20 protein-coding genes are annotated in these 20,833 nt (G+C 49.7%); 11 read left to right on the top strand and 9 right to left on the bottom strand.

The window, feature by feature from the left end; genetic code table 11:
* Positions 1-59 precede the first annotated feature (59 nt).
* A complete protein-coding gene (locus tag E7746_RS10480; RefSeq protein WP_123395710.1) occupies positions 60-956 on the bottom strand; it encodes a ParB/RepB/Spo0J family partition protein in 897 nt (298 codons plus the stop codon).
* Positions 957-1,004: 48 nt separating this feature from the next.
* Positions 1,005-1,793 carry a ParA family protein gene (locus E7746_RS10475; RefSeq protein WP_136410747.1) on the bottom strand — a complete coding sequence of 263 codons (789 nt, stop codon included), beginning with the start codon at positions 1,791-1,793 and terminating at the stop codon, positions 1,005-1,007.
* Between the two features lie 193 nt (positions 1,794-1,986).
* Between E7746_RS10475 and surE the strand changes: the two genes are divergently transcribed.
* Positions 1,987-2,754: a 5'/3'-nucleotidase SurE gene (surE, locus tag E7746_RS10470; RefSeq protein ID WP_136410746.1), complete on the top strand. Its 768-nt coding sequence runs from the start codon at positions 1,987-1,989 to the stop codon at positions 2,752-2,754.
* Here the strand turns inward: surE and E7746_RS10465 are convergent.
* Both E7746_RS10465 and E7746_RS10460 read right to left on the bottom strand, forming a co-directional pair.
* Positions 2,731-3,513: an EFR1 family ferrodoxin gene (locus E7746_RS10465; protein WP_136410745.1), complete on the bottom strand. Its 783-nt coding sequence runs from the start codon at positions 3,511-3,513 to the stop codon at positions 2,731-2,733. The genes surE and E7746_RS10465 overlap by 24 nt on opposite strands.
* Positions 3,510-4,547, bottom strand: coding sequence for a DUF2027 domain-containing protein (locus tag E7746_RS10460; RefSeq protein ID WP_136410744.1), 1,038 nt, complete (start codon positions 4,545-4,547; stop codon positions 3,510-3,512). Before E7746_RS10460 ends, E7746_RS10465 begins: the two co-directional genes overlap by 4 nt.
* 144 nt (positions 4,548-4,691) lie before the next feature.
* Here E7746_RS10460 and E7746_RS10455 point away from each other — a divergent pair, with 144 nt between their 5' ends.
* Positions 4,692-5,486 (top strand): META domain-containing protein, encoded by a 795-nt coding sequence (locus E7746_RS10455; RefSeq protein WP_136410743.1) that lies wholly within the window; start codon positions 4,692-4,694, stop codon positions 5,484-5,486.
* A 75-nt stretch (positions 5,487-5,561) separates the two neighbouring features.
* A complete protein-coding gene (locus E7746_RS10450) occupies positions 5,562-6,782 on the top strand; it encodes an S-adenosylmethionine:tRNA ribosyltransferase-isomerase (protein WP_136410742.1) in 1,221 nt (406 codons plus the stop codon).
* 16 nt (positions 6,783-6,798) lie between these two features.
* Here E7746_RS10450 and E7746_RS10445 read toward each other — a convergent pair whose 3' ends face one another.
* Positions 6,799-7,557 carry a tyrosine-protein phosphatase gene (locus tag E7746_RS10445; RefSeq protein WP_136410741.1) on the bottom strand — a complete coding sequence of 253 codons (759 nt, stop codon included), beginning with the start codon at positions 7,555-7,557 and terminating at the stop codon, positions 6,799-6,801.
* Between the two features lie 498 nt (positions 7,558-8,055).
* Between E7746_RS10445 and E7746_RS15140 the strand changes: the two genes are divergently transcribed.
* The 7 genes from E7746_RS15140 to E7746_RS10415 all read left to right on the top strand — a co-directional run bounded on the left by E7746_RS15140 (position 8,056) and on the right by E7746_RS10415 (position 16,140).
* Positions 8,056-8,274: a hypothetical protein gene (locus E7746_RS15140; protein ID WP_168184365.1), complete on the top strand. Its 219-nt coding sequence runs from the start codon at positions 8,056-8,058 to the stop codon at positions 8,272-8,274.
* Positions 8,275-8,287: 13 nt separating this feature from the next.
* The gene (locus E7746_RS10440) at positions 8,288-9,967 is read left to right on the top strand and encodes a T9SS type A sorting domain-containing protein (protein ID WP_168184364.1); all 1,680 of its coding nucleotides are present in this window, start codon (positions 8,288-8,290) and stop codon (positions 9,965-9,967) included.
* A 28-nt stretch (positions 9,968-9,995) separates the two neighbouring features.
* The gene (locus tag E7746_RS10435; protein WP_136410739.1) at positions 9,996-10,469 is read left to right on the top strand and encodes a hypothetical protein; all 474 of its coding nucleotides are present in this window, start codon (positions 9,996-9,998) and stop codon (positions 10,467-10,469) included.
* A gap of 147 nt (positions 10,470-10,616) precedes the next feature.
* Positions 10,617-11,018 carry a hypothetical protein gene (locus tag E7746_RS10430; RefSeq protein WP_136410738.1) on the top strand — a complete coding sequence of 134 codons (402 nt, stop codon included), beginning with the start codon at positions 10,617-10,619 and terminating at the stop codon, positions 11,016-11,018.
* 220 nt (positions 11,019-11,238) lie between these two features.
* The gene (locus tag E7746_RS10425; RefSeq protein ID WP_123395721.1) at positions 11,239-13,110 is read left to right on the top strand and encodes a biotin/lipoyl-containing protein; all 1,872 of its coding nucleotides are present in this window, start codon (positions 11,239-11,241) and stop codon (positions 13,108-13,110) included.
* Positions 13,111-13,246: 136 nt separating this feature from the next.
* On the top strand, positions 13,247-13,501 hold the full coding sequence (locus E7746_RS10420; RefSeq protein WP_123395722.1) for a type B 50S ribosomal protein L31: 255 nt from the start codon (positions 13,247-13,249) through the stop codon (positions 13,499-13,501).
* A 167-nt stretch (positions 13,502-13,668) separates the two neighbouring features.
* On the top strand, positions 13,669-16,140 hold the full coding sequence (locus E7746_RS10415) for a bifunctional UDP-N-acetylmuramoyl-tripeptide:D-alanyl-D-alanine ligase/alanine racemase (RefSeq protein WP_136410737.1): 2,472 nt from the start codon (positions 13,669-13,671) through the stop codon (positions 16,138-16,140).
* Here E7746_RS10415 and E7746_RS10410 read toward each other — a convergent pair.
* Genes E7746_RS10410 through E7746_RS10400 form a run of 3 tightly spaced genes read right to left on the bottom strand, consistent with a single transcriptional unit; the run spans position 16,115 to position 18,606 of the window.
* On the bottom strand, positions 16,115-17,503 hold the full coding sequence (locus tag E7746_RS10410; protein WP_136410736.1) for an MFS transporter: 1,389 nt from the start codon (positions 17,501-17,503) through the stop codon (positions 16,115-16,117). The two genes, E7746_RS10415 and E7746_RS10410, sit on opposite strands and share 26 nt — an antisense overlap.
* Before the next feature lie 58 nt (positions 17,504-17,561).
* Positions 17,562-18,392 (bottom strand): twin-arginine translocase subunit TatC, encoded by an 831-nt coding sequence (tatC, locus tag E7746_RS10405; RefSeq protein WP_136410735.1) that lies wholly within the window; start codon positions 18,390-18,392, stop codon positions 17,562-17,564.
* Positions 18,376-18,606, bottom strand: a complete 231-nt coding sequence (locus E7746_RS10400) for a Sec-independent protein translocase subunit TatA/TatB (RefSeq protein WP_369698990.1) — start codon at positions 18,604-18,606, stop codon at positions 18,376-18,378. Before E7746_RS10400 ends, tatC begins: the two co-directional genes overlap by 17 nt.
* Positions 18,607-18,741: 135 nt before the next feature.
* Here E7746_RS10400 and fabD point away from each other — a divergent pair, with 135 nt between their 5' ends.
* Positions 18,742-19,620, top strand: coding sequence for an ACP S-malonyltransferase (gene fabD, locus E7746_RS10395; RefSeq protein ID WP_136410734.1), 879 nt, complete (start codon positions 18,742-18,744; stop codon positions 19,618-19,620).
* Between the two features lie 80 nt (positions 19,621-19,700).
* Here the strand turns inward: fabD and E7746_RS10390 are convergent, their stop codons facing one another.
* On the bottom strand, positions 19,701-20,831 hold the full coding sequence (locus tag E7746_RS10390; protein WP_136410733.1) for a Wzz/FepE/Etk N-terminal domain-containing protein: 1,131 nt from the start codon (positions 20,829-20,831) through the stop codon (positions 19,701-19,703).
* Positions 20,832-20,833: the final 2 nt, after the last annotated feature.

Here is a 20,833-nt window from a genome sequence, read left to right as displayed (position 1 = left end):
ATGAACAGTCGATTGAATGGCTATAGCATAATGAGCGAAATCAATCGATTCCCGGCATGTCAGTTGTCGGAATGTTTTATTGTGTCAAAGATAGCAATTAATTGCGCAAGTTCATCCTCATTCTTGAATGGAAATGTGATTTTTCCGCGTCCCTGAGGGTTGCAGGTGAACTGAACGGGGGTGCGGAACGATGCGCTTAAATGTTTTTTAAGAATGTCGAAGTCCTTGTTGCTCATTGCCGGCTTGGATTGGCGGGGTGGCATCTCTCCGTTCTCTTCGGCGGCCTGATAGGCTTTGGCCAGCTCTTCGACTTTTCGCACTGAAAGTCCCTGTTTTATGATTTCGTTATATAGCTTCAGCTGCAGCGATGGCTTGTCGATGGTGAGCAGCGCACGTGCGTGACCCATGTCGACGCGCTTGTCGCGAAGTCCGAGCTGCACTTCGGCGGGCAGCTTGAGCAGGCGCAGGAAGTTGGCCACGGTGGCGCGTTTCTTTCCGATGCGCTCGCTGAGGCGTTCCTGAGTGAGGTTGTACTGGTCGATGAGCTTGCGGAATGTAAGGGCTATCTCAATGGCGTTGAGGTCCTCGCGCTGTATGTTCTCAATCAGGGCCATCTCGGTGAGCTCGCTGTCGTTGGCCGTGCGTATATAGGCCGGCACCGATGTCAGTCCGGCTTTTATGGCGGCGCGGTAGCGTCGTTCGCCGGCGATTATCTGATAGGAATTGGGCCCGGTTTTACGTAACGAGAGGGGCTGTATTATTCCCAACTCGCGAATCGATGTGGCGAGTTCGTCAAGAGCCTCTTCGTCAAATGTGGTTCGTGGTTGGTCGGGATTGGGTGATATTAGTTCGACATCGATGTCGTTTATAGCCGATGATCCGCGTGCGGGAACATCGTCCATCGATATTAGCGAGTCAAGTCCTCGCCCGAGTGCGTTACGTTTAGGTGATGCCATGTCTTGTCGTTGTGTAGAGAGGTTTAGGAGAGTGAAACAAAATGTAAATTATGCAGGTTGCTCGACGGCGGCCTTTCGCGACTTTGCGATGAGCTCTTTGGCCAGCATGGTGTGGCTTGTGGCTCCTCGGCTTTCCGGGTCGTAGATGAGGGCGGGGAGTCCGTGTGACGGAGCTTCGCTGAGCCTGATGTTGCGGGGAATGACGGTGTTGAACACCATGTCGCCGAAGTGGCCTTTCAGCTCTTCGTATATCTGGTTGGCGAGGCGCAGGCGTGCGTCATACATCGTGAGCAGGAATCCTTCGATTTCGAGCGAGGGATTGAGCTTCGACTTGATTATGCGTATGGTGTTGAGCAGCTTGCTGATGCCTTCCAGGGCGAAGTATTCGGCTTGTACCGGTATTATCACGGAATTGGCCGCTGTGAGGGCGTTGACGGTTATCAGTCCGAGCGACGGCGAGCAGTCGATGAGTATATAGTCGTATTTGTCGCTTATCGAGGCGAGTACGTTGCGCAGGATTTTTTCGCGATTGGGCTTGCTCACGAGCTCAAGCTCGGCTCCCGCAAGGTCGATGCGCGAGCCAACGAGGTCAAGCCCCTTGACACAGGTGGCAACCTGCGAGCCGTCGATGGGGTAGTCGTCGACAAGGCACTCATAGATCGACGATGACATGCTTTTGGGGTCTATGCCATAGCCTGATGTGGCGTTGGCCTGCGGGTCGGCATCGATTATGAGCACTTTCTTGCCTTGATTGGCAAGTGAGGCGGCAAGATTGATTGTTGTTGTGGTTTTTCCCACGCCGCCTTTCTGATTGGCGATTGCAATGATTTTACCCATAGTGTGTAGTTACAATTAGCATTGCAAAGATAAAAAAAATATAATCAATGAAGCCTCTACTATTGTGCTCAAAATGAGTTAAATGTTGATAAATGCCACTTTTTGTTGATAACTATGCCTCCGATGCCCGATTGCGGATATAGGAAATTATCCGTATTTTTGTAAATCACTAATTTTTCAGCGCTATAAAGCTATGCCAACCAACCGCCCTCTCATATTAATTACCAACGACGACAGCGTTTTTGCACCCGGTCTTCATCTGCTCATTGATTATGTAAAGTCGATGGGCGATGTGGTAGCCATTGCTCCCGATGCACCCCATTCGGGGCAGTCGTCGGCTATTTCGGTCAACAAGGTGCTTCAGATAAATCGCCACGAAGATTACAACGGTGCTGCGATATACTCGGTCAACGGTACCCCGGTCGACTGTGTGAAGCTCGGAATGCACGCCGTGCTTGACCGCCGTCCCGATTTCATCCTGTCGGGAATCAACCACGGTTCCAATTCGGGTAACTCGATCATATATTCGGGAACGATGGGCGCGGTGCTTGAGGGATGTATGCTCGGCATTCCGTCGATAGGCTATTCGTTCCACAGCCACAACCAGGCTTATAGCCTTGAGGCTTGCCGCGAGGTGGTGGAGAAGATAACGAGCCGCGTAATGGAGCAGGGATTGCCCTCCGATATATGCCTTAACGTAAACATTCCGAAGTGCAGCAAGGTCGAGGGCATAAAGGTGACGCGTGCCGCACGCGGATTCTGGACTGAGGAGTATGCCGAATATGTCGACCCACACGGAAAGCCTTTCTACTGGCTCACAGGAAAGTTCCACAATGTGGAGCCCGACAATCCCGAAACCGACCTCTACTGGACCGACCGCGGATATGCCTCGGTTGTGCCGTGCCGTCCCGACCAGTCGGCCGTCAACGAAATCGGGCTAATCAGCGATTTGCTCGGGTAGTCGGTATTGTCCTTTCTTATCCGTCAGCCTGCCGTAGGCCACGGCGTGTTTCGGGCATGCGTGGTAGCATGCAAGGCACATGGCGCAATTGTCGCTCCATTGCGGGCGATGATTTTCATCGAGCGTCACGTTGTCCATGGGGCATGCCTTGGCACATAGTCCACAGCCTATGCATTGATTGTCGAGGCAGTGAAACGGCCGGGGTGACATCATGCGTCTTATGAATAGCGGATAAATCATGCGTGACTTAATCCATTTCATGCCTCCGGTGACTACATCGTCGCCGGGCGTTCCTGATTTTATGCACGACACGATGTGGTCGACGCGCTTGTCGCATCGCGACAGCTTGTCGGCCTCCACCTCTTCGGTGTCGATGTCAAATCCGGGAAACGTAACGTAGGTGTTGGGCATCTGCACCGAGTAGGCCGTTACCGCGTTCCACCCCCGGCTCCGCATTATGTCACGCCACTGCTCGTGGGCGAGGCCTATGTCGTCGCCGCAGGTGCACACCATGTAGTGCTTGTTACGGGCGAGATCGCCGTTGATTGCCGACATATATTTCACAACCACCGGAGGCACTCCCCATGAGTATATGGGGAATACCCATATAAGCGGTTCGTCGCTGTCGGGCGACAGGTGGGTCGTCGATGCCGTGTCGATTGACTTGGCGTCGATTTTCACCATTTCGCCCTTCATCCTTTGTTGCAGCAGCGATGCCACGTGACGGGAGTTGCCTGTCCCGCTGAAATATATTATCATCTTATCGTGACTTGCGTTGCTCCGAATCCGTACTCGCGGAATGATGCGTCCTGTGTGTCGCAGTGGGGATATTTGTGTTTCAGCTCCTTAAGTAGTGCGTTACGCAGCACTCCCTCGCCTTTGCCGTGGATAAACACGATTTTCTGTCCCTTGTTTTTGATGTTCTCGGTCATGACGCGGTTAAACTCCTTCAGCTGAACCTGGAGCATGTCGGTGTTGCTCAGTCCGGCCGTGGTGTCGAGCAGCTGGTTGATGTGCAGGTCGACTTCGATGATTTCGTGACGGCGGTTTTTCTTCTCCACCGGGCGGCGTTGCGGCTTGTCGGCGATTCGTTTTGCCTTCATCGACTCTTCAAGCCGGCTGCTGTCGATGACCATCGAGCGTTGCGGGATGTCGTTCTTTACGATGTCCAGCGCTATGACGGGTGTGTCGAAATATACATTGTCGCGGAAGCAGTGTAGCTTGAAGAACTTTGTAGTGTCGAGTGCGTATTCAACGGCTACCGGAGCTTTGAGCTTGAACTCCTTGTCACGCTTGAATGCCACGTATTGTATGGCCACGCGGTCCATGTCGGGCAGCTGCTCGCGCGTCACGTGCTCGAGATGTATCTGTATGTTTGGCTCAACGATGCCAGCATAGCGTGTGGCCCAGTCGTGACCGTCGGCGCGTGTCAGGTAGGTGAAATAGAGGAAGTAGTTGGAGTCGTTGACAAGGTATGCGTCATACTCCGTTGTGTTGAGGTGCTTTATCTCCTCGGGCTCATAGGCGAGCACGATGTTGAGCTTGTCGCCTGTTTCGGTTTCTTCGATCTCCTCGGGCTTCGGTTTGGCGGGCTGTTCGGGAACTATCGTGGGTGCCACATACTTGCTCTCCTTGGCCTTGGGAGTGGCAGGTGTCACAACCACACACTCTCGCAGCATGACGGGAGTTTCAAATCCGTCTTCGTCCACATAGGCAATATTGCCTTCGATTTTCACTATGCGGCCTCCCCCTACCGAGTTGAGGTAACGCACTATATCTCCTATTTGTGCCATGTCGTGAATAAAATTTTTGTAAAGTTAATTATGGTGGGTACATAAATCGCACATGTTAACCAAATTTAATAAATTGCATGGTCAGGAAATATTTTGGCATGAAATGTGTTATATATAATGTAACCTAATTATAATTTCATTTTAATGATGAGAAAAATCTTTATTGCATGTGTGGCCGCATCGATGGCCGCATTGTTTGCATGTCAGTCGTCTAAGACTGTAAAGGCAACATTGTCCGACCTCAAGGGAGAGTGGAATATTGTAAGTGTTGATGGCGAAGATGTTACCGTGCCTGAAGATCAGGATGCTCCGTTTATAGGATTTGACACCACTGAGGGTCAGCTATATGGTAATGCAAGTTGTAACTATCTTATGGGTTCGTTTGACATTAACGCAGCTCCCGGCGTGATCGATTTCTCGGGAATGGCAAGCACTCGCCGCATGTGTCCCGACATGGCTCTTGAGCAGAAGATACTTGAGGCTTTCGGCCAGGTTAAATCATATTCATTGACCGCCGACGGTGACATTCAGCTGTCAAATGCCGACGGAAAGGCTGTAATGCTTCTTGAGAAGCGTGACCCGCAGGTGTCGGCTCGCGAGCTCAACGGAGTGTGGAACGTAAAGACTTTGGCCGATACCCCGGTTGAATCACCCGAAGGCAAGCCCTATCAGTTCACTTTCAACTTGAACGACATGACATTCTTCGTGACTACCGACTGCAACAACCTGAGCGGTCAGTTCAAGTCGGAGGCCAATGAGCTGGAATTCTTCTCGGTAACAGCCACTATGATGGCTTGCGAAAACATGGCATTCGAGGATAACATCAAGACCGTTATCAACGATGTGTCGACCTTCAAGATCACTTCCGACACACTGCTTACCTTGTTCAATAAGGAGAATATTCCTGTTGTGACAATGGTTAAGGAGTCGTCGCTCTAAAGTGATAAATTGTGGCTGATAGTTGATAATGCGCCGTAAGGTGAGTAACTTTGCACCGAATTAAAGTTATTTGATATGTCACAACTGTCAGTCCAAGACATAAAGATAGAGGATTACAACTATCCTTTGCCCGATGAGCGCATTGCCCGTCACCCTCTTGCCGAGCGTGACAAGTGCAAGTTGCTCGTCCGCGATTCACACGGCAATATCAGCGAGCATCTGTTCGCCGATATTGCCGCTTTGCTTCCCTCCGACTCCATCCTCGTGTACAACAACACGCGTGTGATAAACGCACGTATGCGTTTCCGCAAGGGCGATGGGGGAGCGTTGATTGAGATTTTCTGCCTTGAACCGGTGTCGCCGGTTGACTATGCGGTCAACTTCGCATCGACCCGCGAGTGCTCATGGCTATGTTTCGTGGGCAACTCAAAGCGTTGGAAGCAGGGCGTGCTGACGCAGAAGGTCACCGTGGGCGAAATCGAAATAACGCTGACTGCCGAGCGCACGGGCCGTGAAGGCAATGCATCGGTGGTGCGCTTCAGCTGGGATGACGACAATGTCACATTCTCCGATGTTATAGGGGCGGTCGGGGAGATTCCCATTCCGCCTTATCTCAACCGTTCGACCGAGGAGAGCGACTCGACCGACTACCAGACGGTCTACAGTCATATTGACGGTTCGGTGGCCGCGCCTACGGCAGGACTTCACTTCACGCCCGAAGTGCTCGACCGGGTGTCGCAACGAGGCATCCCGAGGCGTGAGCTCACACTTCATGTGGGAGCCGGAACGTTCCAGCCTGTCAAAAGCGACTCGATAGGCGAGCATGAGATGCACAGCGAGTTCATTGCCGTGGATAGGAACCTGATTGCCGAGCTTGCCGATACAAGCCGTCAGGTGATAGCTGTAGGCACCACCTCGGTGCGCACCCTGGAGAGCCTTTACCACATCGGTTGCCTGATGTATCAGGGCAAATGGACGGGCGAAGTGCCGCAATGGTACCCCTATAGCGAGGATCATCCCCGACTGTCGGCTGCCGAGGCGTTGCATTGCATCGTTGACGCTCTTGACCGTGACGGGTTGTCGACGCTTGTAGGTGATACGCGCATAATCATCGCCCCGGGATATGAATTCAAGATTGTGAAAGGCATCATAACCAACTTCCATCAGCCGCAGTCGACGCTGCTGTTGCTCGTGTCGGCGTTTGTGGGTGGAAATTGGCGTGACATGTATGACTTCGCGCTTGAGCGTGATTTCCGCTTTTTGAGCTACGGCGACGCGTCGCTGCTGTTGCCGTAAGCGGATACGGATTACGTTATGATACATTAAAGGCTGTGTCGTTAAGGCACGGCCTTTTCTTTATGGCATTGAGCAGCTTGTCGTAATTGCGTGACGACAGGAATGCCTCGATGGCGTCGCAGTGTTCGTGACGGTGAACATCGGTGCCGAAAAAGTCGACAATTCCGGCCTCAATCAGCCGCTCGGCCACGTGTCTTGGCTCCGAACCGTAACGCCCCGCAATTGAAAGCAGGTTGACCTGGAACCTGACGCCGAGCCGATGCAGCTCGAAGTAACGCTTCAGGTTGGCTGAGTGATAGTAGACAAAGCGTTCGGGGTGGGCCATGATGGGGATGTAACCTCGATTGGTGAGGCGAATGACGATGCTGTCGATGTCACGCGCTTCCTGCATGAATGAGTTTTCGATGAGGACATGCTTGCCGGGATGACTTATTAGGGTGTCGGCGATGATGTTGCGGCTGAACAGGTCGTCAAGACGATGCTCGGCAGCCGATTGGACGGTAGTCGGGATGCCCTTTGCGTGCATGCTTTCTTGCAGTCGGGTCAGGGCTGCCGAGATTGATTCGGGCGTGTTCTCATAGACTTCGCCTACGACATGGGGTGTCGCGATTATGCGTGACAATCCCCAGGCCGACATTCTCATGACAAGTTCCGCGCCGTAATCGGCGTCGGGAGCTCCGTCGTCGATGCCCGGCAATATGTGGCAATGAATGTCGGTGGCGAAAAAGAGCGGTTGCCGTTGCCGCTTGAAAAGGCTATTGAATATGCTTGTCATTATGACTTCCGGTTTTATGTGGTTACTGTCGTAATCCGTCACAAATATAGAAGTGGTTTCATAAGGAAGAACCTATTTACGCTGTACTTGACAAAGTTACAATAAAACCTGAAATATTACCCTATCTTTCACCGGCAAAACGCGGATATGATTAATATGTCATTGAGTGGAAATGCCATCTATCAGAAAACGGTTATAAAAAAGTGTTTGGAAAACATCCAAGCTCACCGAAAGACCGGGATGCGGTAATTCTTCACTATAAGCTAATTAAATTGCAAATTACGTAAAAAACTCAACAAATATTGATGTATTTCGCAAACTAAATACTATCTTTGCGAAAATGCATTTTAATTGTCATGAAAAAGTTAAATTTGCTAATTCTTGCAATCCTACCACCTTGCAATCAGCACCTCTGCCGGAGGCGACTACGAGGGTCGGCTGACTTGGACTAAGAAAATCCAATAACCAAAATTGATTAACCTTAATCATTGAATAATTATGAAGAAATTATTTCTCCTCTTGTTTACATTCTCTTGCCTTTATGCCGTGGGGCAAGTCAGTGAGCGTGCCACAGCCGGATTTGAATTTCCATTCAAAATCGGCGACGCACAGTGGAAATCCTACTCGTCAGCGAAAGAAAGAGTGGCGGGCACTACAGATTCCGGAGGACAAACTGAAAAGCCTTACGACTGCGGATTTGCTTACTGTATGTCTTGACTTTCCCTACGCTATGGACATGTTGGCGTATGATTATCCGGAGGTCGGTTTTAATGCCGTGTGCAAGGAGTTCAACGGCTACCGTGAACTGTTGACACGAAAAGACCTGACTGATGCCCTATTGAAAAAATGCGAAGCGATTCCCGCCGGGATAGCGTCCATCCTGAACAAAGACGAAGTTACCCAAGGCGATTACTCCTTCAAGTGCTATATCCTGTTCCATATGATGGGGATTGACAAGGTAACAAGCTCCCTTGATGCGGAAAAGTCAGCAAAGTTTGCCGCCTCAATAAGGGAAGCCGCCACAAAGATGAAGGCATATCCCGATATTTTTGGGATTTCATATCGTACGGGAGTTAAGAAAAGTGGCATATCTTTACTCTCAAATCCCGTATATAATGACGCAACGAGAACAATCCCCAATGGATATTTAGTATATATTAAAGAGTTAGTATCCGGTGATTTCTCTTCCTCCGAGAAAAAGAACTATAAAAATTGGGCAATTAATGTTTATAAAGTGGAATTTGTCGAAGATGCGACATATACTTATAATTGTCATTTTTATGGATGGTATATGCAAAGTATACATAACAGTGAACGGCTCTGGCTGAACAATCCCAGTATTTATTGGGAAAGCGGATTGTACTATGAAGTTCCTGAAAAAGAAGGGGAAGTGGTGCTTTATTATGATTCGTCAGATTTTTGGTATTATAAGTGCTGGCATTCTGCTCGGCGCATAAACAGTAACCAATATGTATCCAAATGGGGAGCCGGATGCTTGGTTAAACATACGCCTACAAATGTCCCCGAGGAATATGGTAAATCACGAAAATATTACAAGCGTTATAGACCGACTATTGACGGACCGGTATTAACATCATCAAGTGGCACATATTCCATTGACCTGTTACCTCCGGGGTATAGCGTAACATGGAGTCTTTCCGACAGCTATTATGCACAAAACTGCATGACTGTGGATGCCAACGGGAGCTGCACCATAACACGTGCCACCAACCGTGATATGGACAATGCCACACTTACCGCCACCTTACATTATAATGGACATGTGGCAACAACAGTGACAAAAACCATACATGCCTATTCAGGATTTAAAGCCACCTATGACTGGACGGATCCAAACAATAAGCAATCACTTGACTATCCTTATATCATATATCGTCAATCCACTCATAAAGGGCAGGGATTAAATATATATTCTCTTAATCTAATAAATGCCACGGTTGCTTATGATGGCGATATGGTTCCTACTCGTTGGGTATATGACGATTACAACGGCTACATAAATGTCCGTTTTGATTCAGATACACGAGCCCAAGCATTCGTCATCACAGTGAATTGTGAAGCCGGAGAATATAGAATAATTGTACTAAATCAAGCTCGTTCTTACAGCCTTTCCGCAGGAATGGACGGAGATAACTTAAATGTAAGTATTGGTAATGAAAATTCTGACGCTCTTGCTCAGAAGTTTTCCACTGTTGGCGTTCAAGCATCGGCAGAAGAATTGGAGTGGACTCTTGAGGTGTACGATACGGTTAATAGTAGGATGGTGTATTCTGGTAAAGTAATGAGCACCGAAACTTCAATAAATACCTCAGGCTGGACTCCGGGCATCTATGTAGTCCGTGCCACATTGGGTGACAATACTTTAAGCAAGAAGATATTAATTAAATAAATTTTACTAACCATAAATTTAAAGTATTATGAAAAAGAACTTATTATGGATGTTGGCGGCATGTATGCTGGCGATGGTTACAGTAAGCTGCTCCAATGATGACAATTATGTGGAGGAACCCACGGGACCGAGACTTGAGAATGGGAAAGTGGTTATGGGTAGCGGTGCCTCGAGAGCGGAGATTGCCTATGTCCCGGCTAATATGGATGAGCTGCCTGAATGGCTGCAAGAAGATATTTTGACGGAAACTGCGCAAGGGGTTGGATATCTTCTATGCGAGGGAACATGGGATGGTCAGCATGCTTATTTTTTTTGGCATGGATTCTCTTCAACGTTAGGGGTCTTCATTTCTGACGAAAACGTCTGCTTGGCTTTATATGGAGGAAATCCCAATGACCCGGAATTCATTGAGAAAGGAGGAGGCTGGGACAATTGGACTTGTCTTGCTTTACATTATCCTATAGGCAAGGAAGCCGAGGAAAGCGAGGAAGCCGAGGAATAATCCCTCAGTAAGTTCCATGCTTAGCCGTGTAATGGAGAGAAACGTAATTGCACGGCTAAGCATGTAGTCCGTGCCACACTGGGTGACAATGCTTTAAGCAAGAAGATATTAATTAAATAATTTTACAAACCATAAATTTAAAGTATTATGAAAAAGAACTTATTATGGATGTTGGCGGCATGTATGCTGGCGATGGTGACAGTAAGCTGCTCCAATGATGAAAATTATGTAGAGGAATCCATAAAGGTTATAGGGGGAGCGGAGGTTGCCTATGTCCCGGCTAATATGGATGAGCTGCCTGAATGGCTGCAAGAATGGATTTTGGAGGATGATATGCAAGGGCTTGGATATATTGTATGCGAGGGAACATGGGATGGCCGGCGTGCTTATTATCTTTGGTATCCATTCACTTCTACGTTAGGGTGGTTCTGTACTTACGAAGGAGTCTATTTGGCTTCATATGGAGGAATTCCCGATGACCCTGAATTCATTGAGAAAGGAGGAGGCTGGGACAAATGGACTTGTATTGCTTACCATCATCCTGTGTAAGATGAAGACGATGAATAATCCCTAAGCATGTAGTCCGCGGCACGCTGAGTGACAATACTTTAAGCAATAAGATATTAATAGAAGTTATTTAACCTTATTTTGAGTGTACTTGCTTGTTGACTCTACGCGATGAAATAATTACGGATAAATTTCCGTAATTGAATGTAAATGCCTAATTTTGCTGTTCTAAAACATAACCCCAATTAAACCCCTTTTGGATATGGAAAAAAGGAAATTGAAAATCAGAGATTTGACTATGCGCGACGGACAGCAGTCGCTTTTCGCCACCCGTATGACACAGGCGAGCATCGACCGCTTGTTGCCACTGTATGAGGGAGCCGACTTCTACATCATGGAAGTGTGGGGCGGTGCAGTACCTGATTCCGTAATGCGCTATCTCGATGAGTCGCCTTGGGAACGCCTGAGAAAGGCGAGCAAGGCCATGAAGGGACATTCGCTTCTTTCGGCATTGTCACGCGGACGTAATCTGTTTGGATATGTGCCCTATCCCGACAGTGTGCTTGAAGGATTCTACAAGGAGGCAATAAAGAACGGCTTGAACGTGATGCGTATATTTGACGCTCTCAACGACCTTGACAATGTCAAGGAGTCGATACGCATGATAAATGAACTTGGCGGCATACCCGACGGAGCGGTGTGCTATACCGTCGACCCCAAGGACGAGGATGACAACAAGGGCTTTTTCAGCCGCTTCTTCAGCAAAAAGCCTGAAAAGATATTCACCGACGAGTACTTTGTTGAGAAGGCTCGCGCAATGGAGGCCTACGGAGCCAAGATCATAACGCTCAAGGATATGGCCGGATTGGTCAATCCGTCACGTATCGCGTCAATCATGCCCAAGCTTAAGGCCGCACTTACCGTGCCCGTGGACTTCCACACCCACTGTACGCCCGGTTACGGTCTTGCCTCATCGCTTATGGCAATGATTCACGGTGTAGACATTCTTGACACCAACATCTGGTGGTTTGGTGGCGGTTCGGCTGCTCCCGCACTTGAGTTGATATATGTATTTGCCAACAAGCTCGGTATCGAGGTTGAGGTGAACATGGAGGCTGTGGGACGCATACGCAAGGAGTTGCGCACAGTGCGTGAGGAGCTGCATGCATTCGACCTCGTGAAGAACTTCCCGAAGGAGTTTGACCCGTTGACCGATACTCTTCCCGCTGAAATCGATGCCTTGTTCGACAAGGCAATCGAAGCGGCCAAGGCCGACAACGAGGCTGAGTTGCTTGACGCATGTCACGCTATCGAGGATTACTTCGGATTCCCCAAGCCCAATCTTCTTGTAAAGGAGGCTGAGGTGCCCGGCGGTATGTACTCCAATATGGTCGCTCAGTTGAAGGCTTTGCAGGCCGAGGATCTTCTCGACGATGCAATGCGCTTGATTCCCAAGGTTCGCCGCGATGCAGGTCTTGTGCCTCTCGTAACGCCTACAAGCCAGATTGTGGGAAGCCAGGCCGTGAGTGTGGCTCTCGACCGCAAGAAGGGAAATCCCGATTACTCCAATCCTTCCAATCAGTTTATCTCGCTTGTGAAGGGTGAGTACGGACACACTCCCGTGGCTGTAGATCCCGAGTTCCGCGCAAAGATTACAGGCAGTCCCGAGGAGAAGGCTTACGATGTGTCGAAGTACAAGAAGCCTGAAAATCCCGTGCTCCCTGAATACGGAGGCGTAAAGCTTGCCGCAAACGATGAGGAGTATCTGCTGCTTGAATTGCTCCCGAGCGTAGCCAACGGATTCCTGAAGCGTCGTCGCGCCGAGGAGTGGGAAGCCGCCAATGCTGCCAAGAAGGCTGAGGAAGCTGCCGCCAATGCCGCTGCCGAGGCTGAAAAGGCCGATGACGAGCCTATAACCGGCGAGGTTGTCACCGCACAGATTCTTCCCGGTACTGTAATCGAGGTAAACGTTAAGCCCGGCGACAAGGTAAATAAGGGCGACGTATTGCTCGTTTATGAGGCAATGAAGATGGAAAATAACGTGGAGGCTGGTCACGATGCAACTGTTAAGCGTGTATTCGTAAAGCCCGGCGACATCTTCGCTCCCGAAGCAGTATTGGTTGAGTTTGAATAACTTGTTTATAAAAAATTCACAGAAAGTTTTGTCGAGTGGCAAGAAATGCGTAAATTTGCACGCCATTACGAATTATCGCCTTACCAGCGTGATTTAGACCACTTTGAATAAAACAATCAAATAATAAAGCAATAAGATGAAACAAGACATCCATCCTTCCAACTACCGCGAAGTAGTGTTTAAAGATATGTCAAACGACGAAATCTTCATTACTCGTTCAACAGTAGCCGCTAAGGAAACTATCGAGGTAGATGGCGTAACCTATCCTCTCGTGAAGCTTGAAATCACAAGCTCTTCTCACCCCTTCTTCACCGGCAAGCAGAAGCTCGTCGATACTGCCGGTCGTGTGGACAAGTTCATGAGCCGTTACGGCAACCGCAAGAAGAAATAAGTCTTGCCTCGCTAAAGCGTGCCGCCGATGCACGCTGCTCCAAAACGATTATAAAGTCCTTGACCTTCGGGTCAGGGACTTTTTTTAATGTGTTAACGGCTCCAATTGTTTTGACATATTGCTAAAATCAAGTACCTTTGTCGGTCTTATAAACGTTACGAAACAATATGAAATATTCTATATCACGGATATCGGCCGAACTTGGCATCGATAGAGTGTCATGTCCCGATTATGAAGTGTCTTTGTTGCTGACCGACTCGCGTTCGCTCATATATCCTTCGGAATCGTTGTTCTTCGCGCTGCGCACGAGCAATAACGACGGACATCGTTACATCGAGGAGCTTTACGGCAAGGGCGTGCGCAACTTTGTGGTCGAGAGGGTGCCCGATTCGCTTAAGGATGCTGCCGATGTCAACTTCCTTGTGGTGGACGATGTCAAGAGTGCGTTACAGACGATTGCCTGCCGTCACCGTGACAGGTTTGATGTGCCCGTTATCGGCATCACGGGAAGCCGTGGCAAGACTACCATAAAGGAGTGGCTCTATCAGCTGCTGCAGAGCGATTTCCGCATAGTGCGCAGCCCCCGCAGCTTTAACAGTCAGATAGGTGTTCCGCTGTCGGTGTGGGAGATGAATGATGATATAGACCTTGGCATATTCGAGGCCGGTATATCGATGCCGGGCGAGATGCAGTCGCTGCAGCGTATGATAAAGCCCACCATAGGAATTTTGACTAATGTGGGCGGCGAGCATGCCGAGGGGTTTGAGTCGATGCTGGAGAAGTGCCGGGAGAAGGCCGGCCTCTTTGTCGATTGCGACCGATTGATATACTGTGACGACGACCCGCTTGTGAAAAAGGTGATGGACGAGGAGTTTGGCGACAAGGAGCGTTGTGCCTGGTCGTTCAAGGACAGCGGTTGCCGACTCTATGTCAAGCACGTTGAAAAGGGTGACGGATCGACTGTGATAGACTATGTATATGACAACCGATCGAATTCGGTGACGATTCCGTTTACGGCCGACAGCGATATCGAGAATGCGATACATTGCATAGCCGTGATGAGCCTGCTGGGAGTGTCGGATGAAGTCATTGCCGAGCGAATGTCACGACTCACACCCGTTGGCACACGCCTCAATGTCATGGAGGGTGTCAACAACTGCATGCTTATATGCGATGCCTATACGAGCGACTATCACTCACTGAATCCGGCATTGGCCTTTATGGGGCGACGCATGACCGCCGACCGCACATCGACGGTGATATTGAGCGATGTCATGCATGAGGATATGAACTCCGACGCTCTCTACCGCAGCATAGCCGAACTGCTTCAGAACCGTCACATCGACCGTGTGATCGGCATCGGTCCTGAAATATCGCGTCACGCATCCTGCTTCGGAGGTGACGCCAAGTTTTATCGTTCGACCGACGAGTTCCTGAGCGAAACTACCACGAGTGACTTCGACCATGAGCTGGTGCTGATAAAGGGAGCGGGTGACTTCAGGTTTGACAGGATTGTCGACATTCTTGAGGCGCGACAGCATGAAACGGTGCTTGAGGTCAACCTTGACGCGGTGGTGCATAACTTCAACAATTTCCGTGCGCAGGTGCGTCCTGCGACCGGAATCGTCGCCATGGTGAAGGCTTCGGGTTATGGTGCCGGTTCCTACGAGCTTGCAAAGACGCTTCAGAGCCAGGGTGCGGCTTATCTTGCCGTGGCGGTGCTCGATGAAGGAGTAGATTTGAGGAAGGCGGGAATAACGATGCCTATAATGGTGCTCAATCCGCGAGTTGTCAACTACAAGTCGCTGTTCAACTACAGGCTTGAACCGGAGATATATTCATTTGACATTCTGAACGAGATAATATGTGAGGGACGGCGTTACAGCATAACCGATTATCCGGTGCACATAAAGCTTGACACCGGAATGCACCGATTGGGATTTCTTGAGAGTGACATGACTGAGCTTGTAAGAGTGCTTAAGAGCCAGAATGTAATAAAGCCTCGCTCGGTATTCAGCCACCTTGCCGCCGCCGATTGTCCTGAACTTGACGATTATACACGCGGACAATTTGAGTACTTCGCCCGATGCTGTGAGCAGCTGCAGGGAGCATTTGACTACCACATACTGCGTCACATCCTGAACTCCACCGGCATAACACGTTTCCCCGAATATCAATATGACATGGTGCGTCTTGGTATATGCCTTTACGGAATTCCCACGCTGACCGACGGTTCGCAGGGCGATTTGAAGCCGGTAAGTTCGATGCACACAGCCATCATATCGATAAAGGAGTGGGAGGCCGGAACCACAATAGGCTACAGCTGCAAGGGAGTGTTGCATCGCAAGTCACGCATCGCCACTATACCGATAGGATATGCCGACGGCCTTGATCGTCATCTCGGAAACGGGCGTATGTCAGTGTGGATTAACGGCCATCGCTGCCCCACGGTGGGTAACATCTGCATGGATATATGCATGATTGATGTTACCGACGCGTCGTGTGCCGTAGGCGATCAGGTCGAGATATTCGGAAACAATATATCGGTCATGGAGATTGCCGATGTTCTCGGAACGATTCCCTACGAGGTGCTCACTTCGGTGTCATCGCGTGTCAAGAGGGTTTATTATCGCGAGTAACCTTTGACTTCGGGAGTATCTGCGGGCCTATTACCGCAGTGATAATTCCGCCTATAAGCATTACGGCAATCGACACGAGCAACACAAGCGTCGAACCGCCCCATCGCAGCAGAACCGGAATGAAAAAAGCTCCGACCACTGCTCCCATTTTGCCTATTGCCGCCGATGCGCCCACTCCGGTGCCTCGGTCGGCTACAGGATATATTCGTGCCGGAAGTATGAATGTGATGAGGTGGGGGCCTGCGTTAAGGAATAGCTCGAAGATCATGAATCCTGTTATGGCTGTCCATGAAGCCCAGTGAAGCTTATAGGCTATGAGCAGAAGCGCCAACCCTGCGGCCGATAGGAAGAATCCCCATGACTGCATGCTTACCTGGTAGAGCTTGTTGAGCAGCAGTAGTCCGGCCATGAATCCAACCATCATTATTATGCTCAGCCAGATGGTGAGTTCCACGGAATTAACGATATGGTTGATTTGGGTAGCGTGAGGAGGAAGATTGTCGATTCCTAATGCCATTATGAGAATAGGAAGGAATATGCCTATGCCGTATACTCCAAGTCCTTCACAAGCCCAGGGCACACCGCTGAACACCAATTTTTTCGCGTTACGTTTCAGGAAATCACCCATTGATTCATCGGAGTCGGGTGACGCTTTGTCGGTCGAAGGCGGAACGGTCATCACTGCATCGGGGCCGAGAAAATACTTTACCGACTGCTCGGCTTTGGCGGTCATGCCTTTTGACATCAGCCATCCGGGGCTTTGTGCGAAACGTATTCGCAGCAGGAGCATGAGTCCGGCTATGGCCGTGATGATGAAAAGCAAGTTGGGCCATGGTGAGGCTTTGTCCCATGCTTTGATAAGAAAGAAGCACACTGTAGCTACAACGGCTCCACCCAGCGATGCCGAGGCTTTGGCTGTTCCCACCATGAAGAGTTTCCATCGGTCGGGCATCAGTTCCGATATGTAGTCGGAGTCGAGGCTGTATTCACCGCCTACGGCAAATCCCATTACAAACAGGCAAATGAGCAACACCGGTATTTGGTGATAGAAGTAGGCCACAAGCGAAGCTGCTATCATCAGCAACGGGCATAGCCTGAAGAATAGCAGGTAACCGTAACGGTCGCTTAGCTTACCGAATACGATTGCTCCTATCATAAGTCCGATGAGTGATGTGCATCCGAGAATTCCCTGCATTCCCGCCGAGAGTTCGGGATGCATCATGAGCTGCATCATGGGGATGATGATGCCCACGAGAGTTGCAAGTCCTTGTCCGATGGTTTGGCCGAGTGATGCTACAATCAATACTCTGAAATGACCCCATCGCAGGGGCATGTCGGCCACATTGACGCTGTTTTTATCCATGACAGTTGAAACGTAATTGTTTATAGATACTAAACGCTTACGCTTCGTTGATGGTTCGTCATCGCGACGGTACTACCATGGCTCCGATTTCCCAAAGCAGATATAGCGGCAAAAACACCACCATCAGGGTGAATGGAGCGCCGGTGGGTGTAATCAGGGCGGCGAGAACGAGCAACACCACGATGGCATGGCGACGGTAGTTGCGAAACATGTCACGCGTCACAAGCCCGAGCTTGCCGAGCAGCCATGCTAAAAGGGGGAGTTCAAACACAAGTCCCATGACAAATATCATCATAAGGAAGTTGTCCATATAGGAGTCGAGTGATATTTGGTTGGGTACGCTCGCGCTTACCTGATATTCGGCTAAAAAGCGTAACGTAACGGGAAACACGATGAAGTATCCCACCGCCACTCCGAGAAAGAACATCAGGTTGCCGGCTACAAAAGCCGCTTGAACGCTACGACGCTCGGTTGAATATAGGGCTGGGCTTATGAATCCCCACAGCAGATACAGGATTATCGGGCAGGAAAATACAAGTGCCAGCCAGAATGAGGTTGATATGTGTATGAAAAACTGCGATGCGAGCTGGATGTTAATGAGCTCCACATGGAAGTCGTCGGTCGAGAAATCGGGAAGCCATTCGCTCAATCGGGTGATGGAGTTGAACAACCGGTATAGAACGAAGTCGCCTCGACATGGCGCAAGTATCACCCGGTCAAACAGGTCGGGCATTACGGTAAAGAATCCGACCGAGAGCACCGTCACGACAATGGCCGCACGCAAAAGGACGCTACGCATCGCATCGAGATGATCCCAAAATGTCATCTCGACGAGTTGCTCCTTGTCGTTGGCTGTCGATGAACTTACCGTATTATCGGTTGTCGGCATCCTTTGCTTCGGTATTGTTTGCGGGCTTGGTTATTTCATCCTGGATTTCGTTCATCCCTTTCTTAAAGCTGCTCACTCCTTTTCCGAGTCCTCGCATAAGTTCGGGAATCTTTCTGCCGCCGAAAAGAAGCAGCACTACGAATACGATTATTATTACTTCGCCCATGCCTATATTGCCGAAAAGCAGTGGAATCATGTTCACTATATTAGTCATTGGTCAATCTATTGAGGTTAAAATGTGGAGTTTATGGATGTAAAGATACGAATTTAGCCCTAAATGGCTTCGTAATTGAGGAAAAATACGTAATTTTGTAGCCTTATTTAACAATTTACCAATCACATAGACATTATGAAGGCATTTGTATTCCCCGGTCAGGGTGCGCAGTTCGTAGGTATGGGCAAGGACCTCTACGATAACAATCCCGTAGCCCGTGAAATGTTTGAAAAAGCTAATGACATTCTTGGATTCCGCATCACCGACTTGATGTTTAACGGTACCGATGAAGATCTTCGCCAGACTAAGGTGACTCAACCTGCAATATTCCTCCATTCGGTTATTCTCGCCAAGACTCTTGAGAATGAGATGAAGCCCGACATGGCTGCCGGCCATTCGCTTGGTGAGTTCTCGGCTCTTGTAGCAGCCGGAGCCCTCAGCTTCGAGGACGGACTTAAGCTCGTGAGCGCACGTGCTCAGGCTATGCAGAAGGCTTGTGAAATGAAGCCGTCGACAATGGCAGCCGTACTGGCTCTGCCCGATGAAACTGTTGAGGAGATATGCGCATCGGTTGACGGTGTTGTTGTATGTGCCAACTACAACTGCCCCGGACAGCTTGTAATATCAGGTGAAGAACCTGCTATCGATGCAGCTTGCGAAAAGGCTCTTGCAGCCGGAGCTAAGCGTGCTTTGAAGCTTAAGGTGGGTGGCGCTTTCCACAGCCCCTGTATGGAACCGGCTCGTGCCGAACTCGCCGAGGCTATCGAACGTACTCCTGTTCACACTCCCACTTGTCCCGTATATCAGAATGTGGACGCTAAGCCTCACACCGACCCCGCTGAAATCAAGGCTAACCTTGTTGCCCAGCTCACCGCTCCCGTTCGTTGGACTCAGACTGTTCAGAACATGGTAGCTGACGGAGCTGACGAGTTTATCGAACTCGGTCCGGGTAAGGTTCTTCAAGGCCTCGTGGCAAAGATTGCCAAGGGAATGAATGTATCAGGCCGTCAATAATATATTGATTCTAACATAAAAAGTCAGGGTCGTCAACGTGATGTTGGCGACCCTGATGTTTTTATGTGTAATAGAATATTCTATTGTTCGGGTTCTGCTTTCTCTTCGACTTTTTTGTTGCGGAATGAGTTGACCATATCCTTTCCGAATAGAATCCACGCTGATGCAGCCACGACTGCAAGGAATACAAATCCCACAAGAATTAGCACCTTGGAGGGCTTTGACGGGCGCAAAGGCACTGTGGCCGGCTGAACAACAGTGTACACGGGAGTCGTCTGCTGTACTTTTGCCTTGGCCATCTGAAGCTGCTGGGCAGTCTGGTTGTACAGGTTGAATGCGAGCGATGACTCGTTCTGAAGGCGGTCGCGTTCAGTCTGTGCCGACCGCAGAATCAATCCTTGGTTCTTGTCGGTATAGTCGGCATAGCGTTGTTGCGCCTTGTAATACTCGTCGCGCGCCTCATCATTGAGCTTCTGGGCATACTCCATGTCCTGACGGGCCTTGTTGGTGCGGTATTCGGTTACATACTCCCGGAGTCGCATTGCTATGGTGTCGGCCAGCATTGCCGATACTACGGGATCCTGCATTGTCGACGACAGGGTGATGACCGAAGTCTTTGTGTCCACGTTTGCCGAGATTCGGCTGCTCAGAGCGAGAACGATGTCGTTTTCCTTGGGTGAAAGATGGAAAATATTTATAGAATCGCCCTCAGCGACTTCGTCATCGGAGGTAAATAGTGATTTTACACCGCCTATGACAGTTCCGGGAAGCGACATTATTGCGCTCCACCATGGAGCCGAAGTATCTTCCTCAAGGTATTGACGCACAGTAGTGGCGTTACCTTCCTTGTCAACAAGGTTTACATCAAACAAACCTACGACAAAGGGCACCGAGCTTACGACATCGGGATACAGTTGAGGATACACGGCATCGGCTCCGCCTCCGGTGCCCATGGATATTCCGGCCATTGAGGCGAGGGCTCCGAGTCCTCCGCTTGCGGCCTTGCCGTCATTGGCTTCAGGAGCGAGTTTTATTGTAGTCGTGTATTCTCGAGGTATGCTGAATGCTACGATTAGTCCTATCACCGCACCGGCAATGCCCCAACGTATCAACATTCGTCGCGAGTCCCACAGTTTGCGCGCAAGTTCGAGAAGATCTATCTCCTCTTCTTGATTCGGCATATTGTCGATATTGTCGTTTTGCTGTGTCATAC

This window comes from Muribaculum gordoncarteri (assembly GCF_004803695.1).
GTDB lineage: Bacteria > Bacteroidota > Bacteroidia > Bacteroidales > Muribaculaceae > Muribaculum > Muribaculum gordoncarteri.
This window is presented reverse-complemented; position numbering and strand designations above follow the sequence as displayed.